Consider the following 17,190-nt stretch of genomic DNA (forward strand, 5'->3'; position numbering starts at 1 on the left):
ACCAATTTGAAGTTCTTTCTTTTACACTATTGACTATTTTTAACAGCAGCTGTCACAAAAGCAGTGTATAATTCTTCTGGACGGTTTGGTCGGCTATGAAGCTCTGGATGGTACTGTGCTGCCACAAAGAATTTTTTATCAGGCAATTCAACAACTTCCATCAAACGATTATCAGGTGAGACACCTGAAAAGACAAAGCCTGCTTCTTCAAACTGTTCACGGAATTTAGTATTAAATTCATAACGATGACGGTGACGTCTTTGAATCACCTCTTGATCACTATAAGCTTTAGCAGCAACACTACCACTTTTTAGTTTACATGGATAAAGACCAAGTCTTAACGTACCTCCCATATTTTCAATATCAATTTGATCACGCATAATATCAATAATTGGGTAATCTGTTTTAGGATTAAGTTCTGCAGAATTAGCATCTTCTAAGTGTAAAACATGTCTTGCAAACTCAACACAGACAAGCTGCATGCCAAGACAAATCCCTAACATTGGAATATCCTTTTCACGCGCATAACGAATGGCTTCAATTTTACCTTCTGTACCCCTTTCACCGAATCCACCAGGAACAATGATACCGTCTACCTCAGATAATAAGGTGTCAACAGTCTCTCTTGTGACATCGTTAGAATTGATCCATTTCAAGTCAATCATTGAATCATTAACATAACCAGAATGTTTGAGTGCTTCAACAACTGATAAGTAAGCATCAGGCAGTTCTACATATTTACCAACAAGCGCAATTCGAGTTTTCTTTTTAAGCGACATGACTTTATCAACCATTGCTATCCATTCACTCATATCAGCTTCTGGGACATCAAGATGAAGATGATCACAAACAATTTGATCCATGTTTTGAGCCTGCATATTTAATGGGATTTGATAGAGATGTTCAACATCACGTGATTCGATAACCGCTTCTGGTGCGACATCACAAAATTGGGCTAATTTATTTTTAATACCTTGCTCAACTGGTTTTTCTGTTCTAATCACCAACATGTTGGGTTGAATCCCCAATCCTCGTAATTCTTTAACTGAATGTTGAGTTGGCTTAGTTTTCATTTCACCAGCCGCTTTTAAATAAGGTAGTAGAGTTGTGTGGATATACATGACATTATCACTACCAACATCTGATTTCATTTGGCGAAGAGCCTCTAAAAATGGTAGACTCTCAATATCACCAACAGTACCACCAACTTCTGTGATAATAACATCAGAGTCTGTTGTTGAAGCAGCTCTTTTGATTTTTTCTTTTAAAGCATCTGTAATATGAGGAATGACTTGAACAGTGGCACCAAGATACTCCCCTTTACGTTCTTTTTTTAGAACCTCACTATATATCTTACCTGTTGTAACGTTAGAATATTTATTGAGGTTAATATCGATAAAACGTTCATAATGACCTAAGTCAAGATCAGTCTCAGCACCATCATCTGTTACATAGACTTCACCGTGCTGATAAGGGCTCATGGTTCCTGGGTCAATGTTGATATAAGGATCAAATTTTTGAATTGTTACTTTTAAACCACGATTTTTAAGTAGTCTTCCTAAACTAGCTGCTACAATCCCTTTACCGATAGAGCTAACAACACCACCCGTCACAAAAATATACTTTGTCATCTTCTACTCCTTTAACAATCTTTTAAAAATAAAAAATGCTCCCTAATTGCTTAGGGAGCTTAGTCGACCTCAAAAAGAGGTGCCCAATAAATAATATAAACTATCTTAGAAGATTTGTCAATCGTCAATTAACTAAATCTCATCTGAAGCATCATCATCTGAATAGTCATCATCGTCATCTTCTTCCTCATTAATAACAACATCCTCATCAAGTTCGTCTTCTGGAATGATTTCATTTAACTCTGAATCATAGGATTCTACTTCTGATTTTTCATCTTCTGGATCATCATCATCATACTCCAAATCATCGCTATTAGTATCAAAGTCCTCATCTTCTGGATCATCATCACTATAATCGATAGCATCATCATCACCATCCATAAAGGCATTGACTCTCTTTTTCTTACGTTTTGGAGCACCATCTTCTTCATCTTCTAGAGTGATAATCTCTTCATCAATCTCATCAACCGCATACCAAGATCGAAGTCCCCATTTATTTTCCCCTAGTGGAATAAAACTACCGTCAGTATTCAAATCCGCATAAAAATAGGGTAAACCTTCACGAATGTCAGCGTCTGATTTGCCTAAATAGCTTTGAATGGCGTTAACAAGATCACTAAAGTGCATTTCATTGTCTCGGCCACGCTCTTCTAAAATGGCACGTGCCACCTCAATCATTGATAATTCACTTTTTTCTTGCCCAGCAAATACTCTTAATTCCAAAGTTATTCTCCTTATCCTTGTCATTATTCTTTATTTTACGCTAAATTTAATGTTTCGTCAAAACTTTTTATCAAAAAACAAGATTAGTTAAAAACTTTTCAGCATTATGGCAACTATTAAATATTAACATTTAAATAAAATGAATTGACTACTACAAATGAAAAAGCCAAAGCTAATCATACGATAGCCTGACTTTTAAGAATAGATATTATTTTACTTTAACTGTGCTTGTAATAAGTTCCACAGCTTTTTTCATCATAATATCATGTTTTAACATATCTTCTGACAATAGTGAGCGTACTTGTTTAACATCCATATTGTAGTCTGATGCCAAAGTTGTGATTTCATTTTCAATTTCTTCATCAGTTGTTTCAAATTTCTCTTGTTTTGCAATAGCCTCAATGACAAGATTAGTCTTTGTACGTTTTTCAGCATCTTCTCCATATTGTTTATGAAGGTCCTCTTCAGTTGTCCCAGTTAATTGATAGTACATTTCCGGTGAAATCCCTTGACGTTGCATATTACCCATAAACTCATTCATTGCTCTATGCACTTCGTCGTGAACCATCTCTTCTGGTAAATCAACAATCTCAGCATTTTCAACAGCAAGTTCCAAAGCAGCCGTTTCTATAGCATCTTGATAAGCTGTTTCTTTAGCTTCTTCTAATTCTTTACGATATTTAGCTTTTAATTCATCAAGTGTTTCCACTTCTTCATCAATGTCTTTTGCCAACTCATCATCAAGTTCTGGTACTTCTTTAGTCTTTACTTCATGAATAGTTGTTTCAAATTTAGCAGGCTTTCCAGCCAGGTCAGCTGCTTGATAATCTTCTGGGAAAGTAACCTCAACAGTCACACTATCACCAGCTTTAGCACCAACTAATTGGTCTTCAAAACCTGGGATAAATTGACCGCTACCAAGCTCAAGTGAGAAGTTTTCACCTTTTCCACCATCAAATTCTTTGCCATCAACAGAGCCAACAAAGTCAATGACAACAGTGTCACCATTTTCAGCAGCGTCTTCTTTAATAATTAATTCAGCAAGGTTTTGACGCTCACGTTCAATTTTGTCATCAATTTCACTGTCAGCAACAGCTTTTGTTTCTTCTACAGATACTACAAGATCCTTATAATCTCCTAGTTTAACCTCAGGTTTAGTCACTACTTCAGCAGTCAAAACCCAGTCTTTTCCTTTTTCCATTGAAACGATGTCGATTTTTGGCTGAGTAACAACATCTAAAGCAAGTTCAGCAACAGCAGCTTCATAAGCATCAGGAAGGACGCTATTTAAAGACTTTTCATACAATGCTTCTTCACCAAAACGTTGGTTAAATACTGATCGAGGAATATGCCCTTTACGAAATCCAGGTACAGCTAAATCTTTCTTTAATTGATTAAATGTTTTGTCAAGAGCTGGTTTAATTTTGTCTTGACTAATTGTAAATGTGATAACACCTTTATTTGTTGATTTGTTTTCAAACGATGTAGACATGAAGTCATTCTCCTTAAATAATATGATTACAGTTTAGTTTATCATATTTATTGCATTTTTTAAACCATTTTATATGAATTCATTAGATTTTTCCTATTTTGAAAGTGATGCACGAATGGAAGAATAATATTATTAAAATAATTTTTTCAATGCTACTTGTGATTTATTATAAAAAATTTGTTACACTAATAAGGATGAAAAGGAGTTATTATGTCACAATCTATAAATTATTGGAATCAATTTTTTACTAGTGAATTGATAGAAAATATCATTTCAAAAAGTATTTCTTTAATCATTCTCATCATCTGTTTTTATATTGGCAGATGGATTTTTCAATTTTCAATCCATCACATTTTCAATCGAGTCTTATTAGCATCACAGGTTGATGACAAAAGAAGAGAAACCTTGCTAAAACTTTTTCAAAACTTATTGAATTATCTTCTCTACTTCTTTTTCATTTATTCCATCTTAGTTATTCTTGGGATACCTGTCTCTGGGCTATTAGCTGGTGCAGGAATTGCTGGAGTAGCTATTGGCTTAGGAGCTCAAGGTTTTCTAACCGACGTTGTCAATGGGATATTTATTCTTAGCGAGCGTCAATTGGATGTCGGTGAAAATGTTGTTTTAGGAAATATTGATGGTATAGTTACAAGAGTAGGCATTAGAACCACTCAGATCAAAGATTTTGATGGGACTATGCATTTTATCCCTAATCGCAACATCACTGTTGTTAGTAATCTCTCGCGTTATCCGATTCGTGCAAGAATTGATATTCCTATCTTTCCTAGCACAGATGTTACTGAGCTTAGACGTGTCATAGAACAAGTCAATCATGAAGAGACATCCCATTATCCAAAAATTACTACTGCGCCTGAAATTTTAGGTGTCACAACTTTACCTAATGGTCAACTCGTTTTTAGAATTGATATTTTTGCTAAAAGCGGTTTTCAACTACCAATAAAATATACTTTTTATACGCTTTATCAAAAAGCTTTAACAAAAGAAGGCGTTTTTAAAGAAGGAGAATTACCTTTGCTACACAAACAATAAGTTGAATCGTCATCAGTAAAACGATTCAAACAACAATATCCACTTTTTTCAACAAATTTATGAACTAAAAAAGCCTGGATTAAAATCTAGGCTTTTTCTTATTTAAAATTTACGAATAGGGTCTTTAGCATACTGGGCTCTTTGTCCTCCAATTAATTTTGGACGGCTAGATAGAGCTGTGACATGGGCTTTACCCAATTTTCTCATCACTGGTCGAAGAGGTACTTGAACATGCTTAATATGCATACCAATACTTGTATCTCCAATATCAAGACCAGCAAAAGCAACCACGTGTTCCACTTCAACAGGATCCTTCATATATTTAAAAGCCGCCATTTGGCCACTTCCACCAGCATGAAGAGTTGGTAAGACACTGACAATTTCAAGATTGTGTTTTTCAGCATACTTGCGTTCCACAACAAGTGCACGATTGATATGCTCACAACCCTGTACTGCTAAATAAATCTTTTTTTCTGATAAGGTATCTAAAAGCTCTTTCACAACGACCTCACCAATTTCAAGGCTTGAAGTTGTTCCGATATGATTGCCTAAAACTTCACTACTTGATAGACCCAAAACAAATAATTGGCCACTTCCTATCTGACTTCGTTCAATGATATCAAGGCTTATTTTTTGAGTTTCTTTTCTTAATTCGTGTAAATCCATTTTAACCTCTTACTCTTTTTTATTAGTGGTTAGTCGAATGTTTTTTAGTTTTTAAGACGTTTTAAGGCTTGGCTAACACTGAAGCCAACAGCCATTCCTACCATATTTTGCAATAAATTACCATAAATATCTGATAAAGCAGCACCATAACCATACATCACAATACTAGCCAAAAAATAACAAAGTACCATGGTAAGTGTCGCAAAAATTAATCCAAAAACTCTTTTTCGTCCAGTCCATCCAGCAAAAAAACCTTGCCCGCCGTGAGCAATCAAACTAATAAACATCCAGTTTGGATAGCCTAAAATAAGGTCAATAAGAAAACCAGATAATCCACCGACAATGGCACCTTCTTTACTACCAAAATAAAAGGCTGTAAAAAAAATACCAGCATCTAATAGTGTCAAAAATCCAGTTGGTGTTTTAATTTGAATGTAGATTCCTAGAATAATACTAAGTGAGGTAATAATTGCAAGTGTTGTTAATTGTGATAAATTAGTTTTTTTCATCTTGTTGTATAACTCCATATTCATTAGCATTAGCAATTGCTTGGTAGACAAAGTTTTTGGCGATTCGTGTTGCCAAAAGAGGGCTCTCTCCCTTGGCTAAGAAACTTGATAAGGTTGATGCGAATGTACAACCAGCACCTGTATTATTCATGGATAGGAGTGGTTTTTTAAGTTTAACATAATCTTTCCCATCATAAAAAAGATCAATAGCTTCGTTTTGATTGAAACGCGAACCACCTTTAATAACTACCATTTTAGCACCAGCTTCATGTAATTGTTTAGCTGCTTTTTTCATGTCCGAAAAAGTAGTAATTCTAATATCAGATAAAAGTTCAGCCTCTTTCAAATTGGGAGTAATGATAGTTATATAGGGGAAAAATGATAAGAGGAGTTTACGCATGCTTGATACTTCAGCATCATTATTCTCTTTAAAAACAAGGACAGGGTCTAAAACAATAGGCGTGTCTTTCTTTATTTTTAGAAAAGCCAATGTTTTTTTAGCAATCGCCTCATTGGGTAAAAGACCAATTTTTATAGCAGAAAATGATATATTTTTCAAACTATCAAGTTGTTTTTGAAAAACAGTTTCATCAATCGCTGTTATTTCAAACCCAGAATCAGAAATAGTAGCAATGCTGGTTAGTGCTAAAAAACCAAAGAGATGAAAATGATGAAAAGTGGCTAAATCAGCTTGCAAACCTCCACCACTCAATACATCACTTCCAGCAATGGTTAAAATATAATTAGTCTTCATAACTAATCTCCTTTAGGTAAAGACCATTTGGTGTAGCAGTTGGTCCTGCTAAGCGACGATCTTTTGAAGCAATAATCTTTTGAATCTGATTGATAGGCATTCGTTTATTACCAATCTTCAGAAGTGTACCAACCATATTTCTCACTTGCTTGTATAAAAAGCCGTTCCCTGTGAAAACAAAAGTGAGAAAGTGACGACCTTCATCATAACTAACTTTAGCAGTTGTGATTGTCCGTACTTTATTTTCAATAGAGGTTCCTGCTGCTGTAAATCCTGTGAAATCATGTGTTCCCTCTAAATCTTTAATAGCTTGTTTTATTAAAGAAAAATCGATCGAGTAGGGAAAATGAGTAGCGTAATGACGCATCATTGGATTTTTTGGTCGACCAATATCGACTAAAAATTCATAGGTTTTGGTGTGTTTTTGATAACGGCAGTGAAAATCATCAGAAACAACTTCTATTTTTTTGACATCAATATCATCAGGTGTTTGAGTATCAAGTGCAAAACGTAGTTTTTCAAGATCACGAAGATTAGGGAGGTCAAAATGAATGACTTGACCATAAGCATGAACACCTGCATCCGTTCGACCAGCTCCTTGAATAAGGACTTTTTGCCCGCTATTTATTTTTAATAAAGTTTTTTCAATTTCTTCTTGAATGGTTCTTTGATGAGGTTGTCTTTGAAAGCCGGAAAATCGACTGCCATCATAGGCTATGGTTGCTTTATATCTTGTCATGCTTAAGATTATAACAAGATGACTATAAATAAGCAACTATGTTTTACTGAGTTAAAAATTTTTAACAAATCTCAAATTAATATTAAAAGAAACTCAAAAAGTCTAGTTTAACTAGACTTTTTATTATTTTATTCTCCTTCAAAAACATCTTTGACTTTATCGAAAAGACCTTTCTTCTTAGGATATACTTCCTGACCACTTGCTTTAGCAAAATCTTTCAATGCTTGTTTTTGAGCATCATTTAATTTGGTAGGTGTTACTACATTAACCGTTACATGTTGGTCTCCTTGAGTACCACCTCTTAATCTTGGTGCTCCTTTGCCTTTTAAACGGAAAATTTTACCAGTCTGTGTGCCAGCAGGAATGGCCATGTCAACAAAGCCATGGACTGTTGGAATTTCAACTGTATCACCTAAAGCTGCCTGAACAAAATTAATATTTAGTGTGTAGTAAATTGTTGAACCTTCTCGTTCAAATTGTTTTGATGGTTTAACATTAACAACAATATAAAGATCGCCATATGGGCCACCGTTAAGACCAGCTTCTCCTTGACCTTGAAGACGAATTTGTTGACCAGTCTCAACACCAGCAGGAACTTTCACAGAAACTTTATGGGCTTGTTTCTCATGTCCAGTTCCATGACAAGTTTGACAAGGAGTTTTAATTTCTTTACCTGTACCATGACAGACATCACAAGTTACTTGACGTCGCATCATTCCCAGTGGTGTTTGCGTATCAACATTAATAGCCCCTGAACCATGACACTTTTGACAGGTTATTGGACTAGTTCCAGGCTTTGCACCTGAACCACTACAGGTATGACAGATTGCTTCTCGATTATAACGAACTTCTTTTTCGGCACCAAAAACAGCTTCTTCAAAGCTTAAATCAACGCGATACTGTAAATCATCTCCTTGACGTGGTGCATTAGGATTACGAGTAGCACCCCCACCAAAGAAACTTGAAAAAATATCCTCAAAACCACCAAAACCAGAACTGTCAAAACCGCCAAAGCCAGAGCCACCAAATCCAGAGCCAAAGCCACCATTAGCACCAGCAGAGCCAAATTGATCGTAATTAGCTCTCTTTTGTTCATCACCTATAGTTTCATAAGCTTCCTGAACTTCCTTATATTTTTCTTCAGCACCAGGTTCTTTATTAATATCTGGATGATATTTTTTTGATAATTTACGATAGGCTTTTTTGATTTCATCTTGGGAAGCATTTTTTGAAACACCCAATCGATCATAATATTCTGTATTATTCATCTTTTATCCTTTACTATTGAAAAATTTAGACGAAGCTCTTGCCTCGCCTAAATTATAATCAGAAATTATTTTTCTGTAAATTCACCATCAACGACATCATCATCTGAATCAGTTTTTTCTGTAGTAGCTGTATTTTCTGCATTAGCTTGTGCTTGCTGGGCTGCAGCCGCTTGTTCATACATTTTAACTGCAAGAGCTTGTGCTTTTTCATTTAGAGCTTCAAGCTTAGCTTTCATATCTTCAAGATTTCCTGATTCTTGAGCTGCTTTTAATTCATCAAGAGCTGATTGAGTCGCATCTCTTTCTGTATCAAAGCCTTTTCCTTCAGTTTCTTTAAGTGTTTTTTCAGTTGCAAAGATAGTTTGGTCCACATCATTTTTAAGGTCAACTTCTTCTTTACGTTTAGCATCAGCTTCTGCATTAGCTTCTGCATCTTTCATCATTTTTTCAATTTCTTCATCTGTTAAACCACTGTTTGATTGGATAACAATAGTTTGTTCTTTTTGTGTACCAAGATCTTTAGCCTTAACAGAAACAATACCGTTTTTATCGATGTCAAACGTTACTTCAATTTGTGGGATACCACGTGGTGCTGCTGGAATATCTGTTAATTGAAAACGACCAAGTGTTTTGTTATCAGCAGCCATCGGACGTTCCCCTTGAAGAACGTGGATATCAACAGCTGGTTGGTTATCTGCTGCAGTTGAGAAAACTTGAGATTTAGATGTTGGAATAGTGGTATTGCGATCAATTAATTTTGTAAAGACTCCACCCATCGTTTCAATACCAAGTGATAGCGGTGTCACATCAAGAAGAACGATATCTTTCACATCACCAGTAATCACACCACCTTGGATAGCCGCACCCATGGCTACCACTTCATCAGGGTTAACTGATTTGTTTGGTTCTTTTCCAGTTTCTTTACGAACCGCCTCAACAACTGCTGGGATACGAGTTGATCCACCAACTAAAATCACTTCATTGATGTCGCTTGCTGAAAGGCCAGCATCTGAAAGGGCTTGACGAACAGGACCTTTAGTACGTTCAACAAGATCAAATGTCAATTCGTCAAATTTAGCACGTGTTAAGGTCATCTCTAAGTGAAGAGGACCAGCATCACCTGCTGTGATAAATGGTAAACTGATTTGCGTTGAAGTCACGCCTGATAAATCCTTCTTAGCTTTTTCAGCTGCATCTTTCAAACGCTGAACAGCCATTTTGTCCTTAGAAAGATCGATACCATTTTCTTTTTTGAATTCTGCAACAAGATGATCAATAATTTTTTGGTCGAAGTCATCCCCACCAAGTTTGTTATCTCCTGATGTTGCCAGTACATCAAAGACACCATCGCCAAGCTCAAGAATAGAAACATCAAATGTTCCACCACCAAGGTCAAAGACAAGTACTTTTTCTTCATGGTCAGTTTTATCAAGACCATAAGCTAAAGCAGCTGCAGTTGGTTCGTTAACAATACGTTCTACTTCTAAACCTGCGATTTTACCTGCATCTTTAGTTGCTTGACGTTGTGCATCATTAAAGTAAGCAGGTACAGTGATAACTGCCTTAGTTACTTTTTCACCAAGATAATCCTCAGCGTATCCTTTAAGATATTGAAGAATCATTGCTGAAATTTCTTGTGGTGTATATTCTTTACCATTAGCAGAAACTTTTTCACTTGTTCCCATTTTTGATTTTATAGAAATGATTGTATCTGGATTAGTCACTGCTTGACGTTTTGCAGCATCACCAACAATGATTTCACCATTTTTGAATGAAACAACTGATGGTGTTGTGCGATTTCCTTCTGGATTAGCAATAATTTTACTTTCTGATCCTTCAAGAAGAGCAACTGCTGAGTTGGTTGTTCCTAAGTCAATACCAATAATTTTAGACATGTAAGTTACCTCTTTTTTTTATTTTCTTATTACTAGTTTTATGACATCTCGGTCACAGTAATTTATTATTTTATTATGTAGTTTATACTTAATTGTAGACAATAACCATAGCTGGCCTTAATAACCTATCATGAAGTTTATAGCCTTTTTGGAAAACTTCAGCAATAGTATCTACTGGGTGATCTTCATCTGCTGGCAAAGTTTGTACTGCCATGTGAAGATTATGGTCAAAGTTTTCAGTAGCAACAACTTCAACCCCCTCTTCTTTGAGTGCTTGTAGAAGACTTTCTTGAACCATTTCAATTCCTTTTTTGACATCCTCTGTTAACCCTTCAACTAAGAGAGCACGCTCAATATTATCAAGACTTGGTAGGATTTTTTTAGCTAAATCTTGTGATCGATAACGCTGTAGACTTTGTCGTTCTTCATTACTACGACGTTGAATGTTTTGTGTTTCTGCCATAGCCCTCAAATATTTATTTTCAAAATCTTCTGCTTTTTCTTGAGCTAATTCTAATTCTGTTTTTTGAGGTTGTGATTCGACTGTTTTTTCTTGCTCTACGGCTTCTTCAGTATTTTTTACTTCCTCTTCTTGTTGCTTTTCTTTTGCTTCTTTTTTTGACATATCCTGCCTCCTTTAGTTAACTTCATAATGATTGCTATTAAGATAACGATAATAATCTCCTAGTTTAATAGCTAAGACTTTAGTAACAATTGTTATAATACTAAACATTTTTTTATAATCCATATCTATTGGACCAATCAAACTCATCGTTGCAAAACCTCGATAAGGGATTAAAAACTTTTGACTAATAATACTAACATTGGCTAATGCTTTTTCTAAACTATCAGCCACTCGAATACTGAACATCTCTTCTTCTGCCATACTATTTCTAATTTCCAAGGAAACTAATTGAGGATTATCCAAATATTGGTAGGTAGTCAAATCAGCGTACGACAGTGATGCAACCTTTCCTGAGATAAAAATCAATTCTTTAAATAGCTGTTCAAAAATATAATCAAATAAATCAAGCACGTTGTCGGTTGTAGTAAAGTATTTCTGAATGACCTGAGGAATTTCTGTTCTTAGATTATAATGGATATCTAGGACTGTTTTAGAAACCAGTCGTGTTTCAACCAACATCTTTATTGTGTCTAAATCTTTTTTTAAAAAATTTTTTGGAATGGCAAATTGAACTGTTACTGGCTTTGAGCCATCTAGGGTTAATATTGCAAGAGCATCATGACTACTTAACTGAACAATATCAAATGAGGTTAAATATTGTCTAGTTGGTACAACATCTAAAACAATGCCCGTATAACCTGTTAGTTTCGCTAATATCTGAGAAGCCTTCTCAAGAATATCTTCAAGTTTAAAAGCTTCAAAATCAAAAGCTTTCACCACTTGATAAACATCTTTTTCATCTAGACAATCAATACGCAAGGAGTGTTCTACAAAGTATTGAAAACCTGATTTACTAGGCATGCGACCACTAGAAGTATGTGCTTTTTCAAGTAATCCTAGTTGCTCTAGTTTCGCCATATCATTTCTAATGGTGGCACTACTAGAAGAAATAGTTTTTTGTAAGGTCTTAGAGCCAACGGGCTCATGGGTTTGTGTAAACAATTCCACAATGAGATTTAAAATATCATTTTGACGTGGTGTAATCATAAACCCTCCCTATTAATTTCCAAACTAGTCAATAACAATTTTTAGCACTCTTACTTATAGACTGCTAAACTATACTCTCATTATACGCTATTCTAAAAACTTGTCAAGAGAAAAGCACAAAATTTTAGCACTCTTTAATTAAGAGTGCTAAATTATCGATTTTTTCTATATTGTCATTTATTGTATATCGTATCGTGTCAAATCCTCTTCATCAATCAAGTCAATAATTTTTGTAGCATACTGTGGATCACTACTAAAACCTATATCTTGTAGTAATTTTGCTGCACTGTGATAGTCTTTTGTGTCAAGTAAAGCCAAATAAAGATCTCCACCCCAAAAATCATCTTCTTGAATAATCATCATATAATCATAAACAGACTCTTCCCAAGAAGTATAAACTTTGAAAGGTTTTTGTTTCTCCTTCCAAATACTTCCATCATATTCATTGATAAATAATCTAATGGTTGGTTCGTCTTTTTTTGCTAATGTATTAAATAAATTATGATAATTTCTTGCTAAATAGCTAGAACCATTATTTGAAGATATAATGGCTTGAGCTATGACAACTGACGGCCTAATACCATAGGCTTGTGCAACTTCTTCAATTGTCGGCGCTATTTGTTGAATGAATTGGTCACGACTAATAGTAGGTATGGTCTCTTTATCTGCAAATATTATTTTAGGCTTTGAAAAAATGATATATACACTGCCTAAAAAAAATAGGCTAACCATGATAAGAATACTAAAACGTGAGAATCTTCTTCTCATTAGTTATTTCCTCTTAACCTTTCTACATATTCTTCCAAACTGAGATTGTTTTTTACCATGTATTTGGCAGACTCTACCCCCACATATCTGAAATGCCAATCTTCATAACCGATACCAGTAAAAGGTTTTTTCTCTTCATTGAAACGAAGAACAAAGCCATATTCTGGTGCCAAAGCAACTACTTGTGAGACAACTTCTGGATCACTTTGGTTGAGTAAATCGACTGTGCTCATATCAATAGCTAAACCAGTTTGATGCTCACTAGCTCCAGCAGGTTGTGAATATTCTTTAGCAAAATTTTCGGCTTCTTCTCTACTAATATTTCGTTCAGCCATTTCCTGCTCAACATAGCTGTTGAAAATTTGTTCTTGATATGCAACGCTGCGATAGCCTGATATTAAATGTTCATTTGGGTCAATAGTTTTTGCAGTTGCTAAAAACTCTCGAACATTTTCAGCAATTCGTGCATCAACTAAAATACCTTCTACTTCTTCCAATTGTGGATTTAACTCAGGTGTAATATTATCACGATTCACTAGTATCAATTCCCAATCATCTGCTGAAACGTTAGGAAGACTTGTTGTTTTTTCTTGATTGGTTGCTTCTGATTTTTCTGTTTTAGCTGTATCTTGTTGGGTCACTCTATCTTTTGACGTTGTTTTGTCTACTGATTTTGTTTGTTTCCAAAAGAAAGTAAAATAAAGACCAACAAAAACTACTATGATAACAAAAATAACAACTATTAAGCCTAGAGGAGATTTTTTTTGTGCTTTTCTATGACGTCTCTTTTCCATTTTTTGCTCTCAACTCCTTTCCTTTATGACGGTAACACATATCGGCAACTTTTTCTATCGTAAATCGATCATTTTCATAACTAACTACAGTTATACTACCATTATCAATTTCTGTTTTTTCTTGTTGATGATCGATTAACCAAAGCAAAGTACCTATGGTTAAACCATGACATACAACAATAGCGTTACCACCACCTTGTTTTTCTAATTTTTTAGCGATAGCTGTAAAACCATCAATAATACGCTTGCTTAATATTTCCCATGGCTCTGCCCAGTTGGCTGTGTCTACTTCAACAATACTTTGAGCCAGCTCTTCATAAGAAATATCTTTTAGAGAACGGCCATCTTTAAAAGCATCTGTTCGAGGTAAAATTCCATAAAACAACTCACCATCATAGGCACCATCTAAGCTACCAAAGCACCATTCTCGAATCCTTTTATCGCGAGTATATGGAAGAAATTTTTGATCTAATTCTTCCAAAATGATTGACATGGTCTCTAAAGTCCTACCACTATCACTTGAAAAAGCCTCTTTAAAAGAGATACCAGAAGCTTTTAAACCAGCTCCAAGTTCTCTTATCCCTTCTATCCCAGTTTCAGTGAGTGGAGTATCACTCCAACCTTGGGCTCTTCCTAAAGTGTTAAACATTGTTTTGCCATGACGAGCAATATACAAATTTATTTTTCCCATTGTCCTACCTCTCATCTTATTTTCTTCTATATTATATCAAAAATAAAAAGGACATAAAAGATTGGATCTAGCTCCCAATCTTTTATATCTTAATTTTTAAAACTATGAATAGGAGCAGGGATTTGTCCGCCTCTTTGAATAAATGTAGCACTAGAGTAGTGATTAACTTTCATAACAGGCGCTGAACCAAGTAAACCACCAAAAGTAATCATGTCACCTTCTTTACCCTTTGGAATAATACGCACCGCTGTTGTTTTGTGATTAATAACCCCAATAGCGGCTTCATCAGCAATCATAGCTGCAATTGTCTCATAAGGAGTATCTTCAGGAATAGCAACCATATCAAGACCAACTGAACAAATCGCTGTCATAGCTTCTAATTTTTCAAGATTTAAAGAACCACTTTTAACAGCTTCTATCATCCCTTCATCCTCTGAAACGGGAATAAAGGCACCTGATAGGCCACCAACTTGGTTACAAGCCATGACACCACCTTTTTTCACCTGATCATTTAAAAGAGCTAGGGCTGCTGTTGTACCATGTGTCCCTACAGCTTCAAGTCCCATTTCCTCAAGAACTCTTGCCACTGAATCCCCTATTTTAGGTGTTGGGGCTAAGCTAAGATCAACAATACCAAATTTAACTCCCAGACGTTCACTTGCCATTTGACCAACTAATTGACCGATTCTTGTGATTTTAAAAGCCGTCTTTTTAACAGTTTCAGCGACAACATCAAAGCTTTCACCTCTAACCTTTTCTAAAGCACGTTTGACAACCCCAGGGCCTGAGACACCAACATTAATCACAACATCAGCCTCACCAACGCCATGGAATGCTCCTGCCATAAAAGGATTATCTTCTACAGCGTTAGCAAAAACAACCAATTTGGCTGCTCCCAAATCAGATAATTGAGCTGTTTCTTTAATGATACGCCCCATATCACTAACAGCTGTCATATTAATTCCTGATTTGCTACTACCAATATTAACAGATGCACAAACTTTATTTGTATCGGCTAAAGCTCTAGGAATAGAGTTGATAAGAATTTTGTCACCTTTTTGATAACCCTTTTGAACTAAAGCCGAAAAACCACCAATAAAATCAATACCAATAGCCTCTGCTGCTCTATCTAGCGCATGAGCTAAAGGAAGATAGTCTTCACTATCAGTAGCAGCACCAATAATGGCTATCGGGGTCACACTAACACGCTTATTGACAATTGGAATACCTAATTCATTTGAAATCTCTTCTCCAATTGCTACTAATTTACCAGCTTTGTTAACAATTTTTTGGTAAATCTTTTCAGCGGCCTTATTGATATCAGAATCAATACAATCTAACAACGAAATCCCCATTGTGATGGTTCTGATATCAAAGTTTTGCTCATCAATCATTTCAATTGTTTCTAAAACTTGCCTTAAATCCATACTTATCCCCTTAACTCTTATAAACGATGCATTGATTCAAAAATTGTGGTACTTTGGATTTTAATAGAAACATTAATTTCTTTCCCATACTCACTCAATTCACGACGCAATCGATCAAAATCCAATTGATGGGGACTTGACACCACCATCATCATTGTAAAAAATTCATCTAAGACAGTTTGTGAAATATCATCAATATTTAAATCTAGGTCAGCTATCTTAGTAGCTACTTTAGCCACAATACCAGTCCTATCCTTACCAATAACTGTAACAATTGCTTTCATCCTTTTTCTCCTTGTCAATCATTGCAATATCTTACGAATGGATAGTAAAATTATTATCCTTCTAATATATTCATTTTATCATAGCTTTAGCTAAAAAAATAGCCTTTTAGAGAACAGTGCTAATATTAAGGCGCCCTAAAGTAATCATTAGTGATTTTATTATTTTGTAAAGATGATATTCAAAAAGTAAGTGAACCTTTTCTATCAAAAATAATTGATTTAAATCTTATCGTTTACTCACGCTATCGCTCAGCTATTCGAAATAGAGACTAGCTTTATTATGTTACACGATAAGCTTGGATATAAAAAGTGTTCTAGGGTGTTTTTTGCTTTAGAGAACTACTGAGCGATTTATTCCGAGAAAACTCTTGACCATAAGCAATGACAAAGGACGTCAGTCATTGGTTACTTGTGGTCAAGAGGAAATTGGAATAAAGAAAGCTGGCATGCTATAATAACAAATGCTTTAGTCGACTTTCTGCTAGCAAAGCGAAAGGAGTTGAAAGCTATGCGGTACGTATTCGACGTCTTACTTGCTATTTTGGCAAATGTAACGGCATATTACATTTGTAAGTGGTCAGATAGCAAGGGCAAAGACTAAAGCTAACCTAAAAACACCCGTTAATTTTCAAAGAACGTAAAAAAAGCCCTAGGGAACTGTCAATCCTTAGGGATTTGGTGTATCTATACGGTACGTATTCGTAACTATATTGTATCACGTGCTAAAGCACGTGTCAAAATTTGGAAATTTTACTTAAAAAATAATTTGTTGTGAGTGCGTATATGTATTTAATACATATACGCACTCGAAAAAACTTGAGCTTTAA

Annotated in this window: 17 protein-coding genes; 1 reads left to right on the forward strand and 16 read right to left on the reverse strand. The window is 35.2% G+C overall.

All coding sequences use genetic code 11. The features are described from left to right. Positions 1–26 precede the first annotated feature (26 nt). From A3I1_RS0105790 to tig, 3 genes are all read right to left on the reverse strand, one after another. Positions 27–1,631, reverse strand: a complete 1,605-nt coding sequence (locus A3I1_RS0105790; RefSeq protein WP_018370339.1) for a CTP synthase — start codon at positions 1,629–1,631, stop codon at positions 27–29. 132 nt (positions 1,632–1,763) lie between these two features. Beyond that, entirely contained in the window at positions 1,764–2,354 is a 591-nt protein-coding gene (gene rpoE / locus A3I1_RS0105795; protein ID WP_018370340.1) for a DNA-directed RNA polymerase subunit delta, read from the reverse strand. Between the two features lie 208 nt (positions 2,355–2,562). Beyond that, a complete protein-coding gene (gene tig, locus A3I1_RS0105800; protein WP_018370341.1) occupies positions 2,563–3,846 on the reverse strand; it encodes a trigger factor in 1,284 nt (427 codons plus the stop codon). A gap of 210 nt (positions 3,847–4,056) precedes the next feature. Between tig and A3I1_RS0105805 the strand changes: the two genes are divergently transcribed. Then, the gene (locus A3I1_RS0105805) at positions 4,057–4,896 is read left to right on the forward strand and encodes a mechanosensitive ion channel family protein (protein WP_018370342.1); all 840 of its coding nucleotides are present in this window, start codon (positions 4,057–4,059) and stop codon (positions 4,894–4,896) included. Between the two features lie 102 nt (positions 4,897–4,998). Here the strand turns inward: A3I1_RS0105805 and A3I1_RS0105810 are convergent, their stop codons facing one another. From A3I1_RS0105810 to A3I1_RS0105870, 13 genes are all read right to left on the reverse strand, one after another. Further along, entirely contained in the window at positions 4,999–5,562 is a 564-nt protein-coding gene (locus tag A3I1_RS0105810) for a TIGR01440 family protein (protein WP_018370343.1), read from the reverse strand. Between the two features lie 44 nt (positions 5,563–5,606). Then, positions 5,607–6,071 carry an ECF transporter S component gene (locus A3I1_RS0105815; RefSeq protein WP_018370344.1) on the reverse strand — a complete coding sequence of 155 codons (465 nt, stop codon included), beginning with the start codon at positions 6,069–6,071 and terminating at the stop codon, positions 5,607–5,609. Beyond that, complete coding sequence (locus A3I1_RS0105820) at positions 6,058–6,825, reverse strand: bifunctional hydroxymethylpyrimidine kinase/phosphomethylpyrimidine kinase (protein WP_018370345.1); 768 nt, start codon at positions 6,823–6,825, stop codon at positions 6,058–6,060. Before A3I1_RS0105820 ends, A3I1_RS0105815 begins: the two co-directional genes overlap by 14 nt. After that, the gene (gene truA / locus A3I1_RS0105825; protein ID WP_026216785.1) at positions 6,815–7,564 is read right to left on the reverse strand and encodes a tRNA pseudouridine(38-40) synthase TruA; all 750 of its coding nucleotides are present in this window, start codon (positions 7,562–7,564) and stop codon (positions 6,815–6,817) included. The genes A3I1_RS0105820 and truA overlap by 11 nt, the downstream gene beginning before the upstream one ends. Positions 7,565–7,692: 128 nt before the next feature. Continuing rightward, positions 7,693–8,832: a molecular chaperone DnaJ gene (gene dnaJ, locus A3I1_RS0105830; protein ID WP_018370347.1), complete on the reverse strand. Its 1,140-nt coding sequence runs from the start codon at positions 8,830–8,832 to the stop codon at positions 7,693–7,695. Between the two features lie 65 nt (positions 8,833–8,897). Beyond that, on the reverse strand, positions 8,898–10,727 hold the full coding sequence (gene dnaK, locus A3I1_RS0105835) for a molecular chaperone DnaK (RefSeq protein ID WP_018370348.1): 1,830 nt from the start codon (positions 10,725–10,727) through the stop codon (positions 8,898–8,900). 88 nt (positions 10,728–10,815) lie between these two features. Continuing rightward, positions 10,816–11,352, reverse strand: coding sequence for a nucleotide exchange factor GrpE (gene grpE, locus A3I1_RS08555; RefSeq protein ID WP_018370349.1), 537 nt, complete (start codon positions 11,350–11,352; stop codon positions 10,816–10,818). Positions 11,353–11,364: 12 nt separating this feature from the next. After that, on the reverse strand, positions 11,365–12,399 hold the full coding sequence (gene hrcA / locus A3I1_RS0105845) for a heat-inducible transcriptional repressor HrcA (RefSeq protein WP_018370350.1): 1,035 nt from the start codon (positions 12,397–12,399) through the stop codon (positions 11,365–11,367). A 177-nt stretch (positions 12,400–12,576) separates the two neighbouring features. After that, positions 12,577–13,167 carry a glycoside hydrolase family 73 protein gene (locus A3I1_RS0105850; protein WP_018370351.1) on the reverse strand — a complete coding sequence of 197 codons (591 nt, stop codon included), beginning with the start codon at positions 13,165–13,167 and terminating at the stop codon, positions 12,577–12,579. Then, positions 13,167–13,961, reverse strand: a complete 795-nt coding sequence (locus A3I1_RS0105855) for a M15 family metallopeptidase (RefSeq protein ID WP_018370352.1) — start codon at positions 13,959–13,961, stop codon at positions 13,167–13,169. The genes A3I1_RS0105850 and A3I1_RS0105855 overlap by 1 nt, the downstream gene beginning before the upstream one ends. Beyond that, positions 13,942–14,652 (reverse strand): histidine phosphatase family protein, encoded by a 711-nt coding sequence (locus A3I1_RS0105860; protein WP_018370353.1) that lies wholly within the window; start codon positions 14,650–14,652, stop codon positions 13,942–13,944. Before A3I1_RS0105860 ends, A3I1_RS0105855 begins: the two co-directional genes overlap by 20 nt. Before the next feature lie 89 nt (positions 14,653–14,741). Then, positions 14,742–16,079: a PFL family protein gene (locus A3I1_RS0105865; RefSeq protein WP_018370354.1), complete on the reverse strand. Its 1,338-nt coding sequence runs from the start codon at positions 16,077–16,079 to the stop codon at positions 14,742–14,744. 17 nt (positions 16,080–16,096) lie between these two features. Further along, on the reverse strand, positions 16,097–16,363 hold the full coding sequence (locus A3I1_RS0105870) for an ACT domain-containing protein (protein WP_018370355.1): 267 nt from the start codon (positions 16,361–16,363) through the stop codon (positions 16,097–16,099). Positions 16,364–17,190: the final 827 nt, after the last annotated feature.

This window comes from Streptococcus marimammalium DSM 18627 (genome assembly GCF_000380045.1).
Classification (GTDB): domain Bacteria; phylum Bacillota; class Bacilli; order Lactobacillales; family Streptococcaceae; genus Streptococcus; species Streptococcus marimammalium.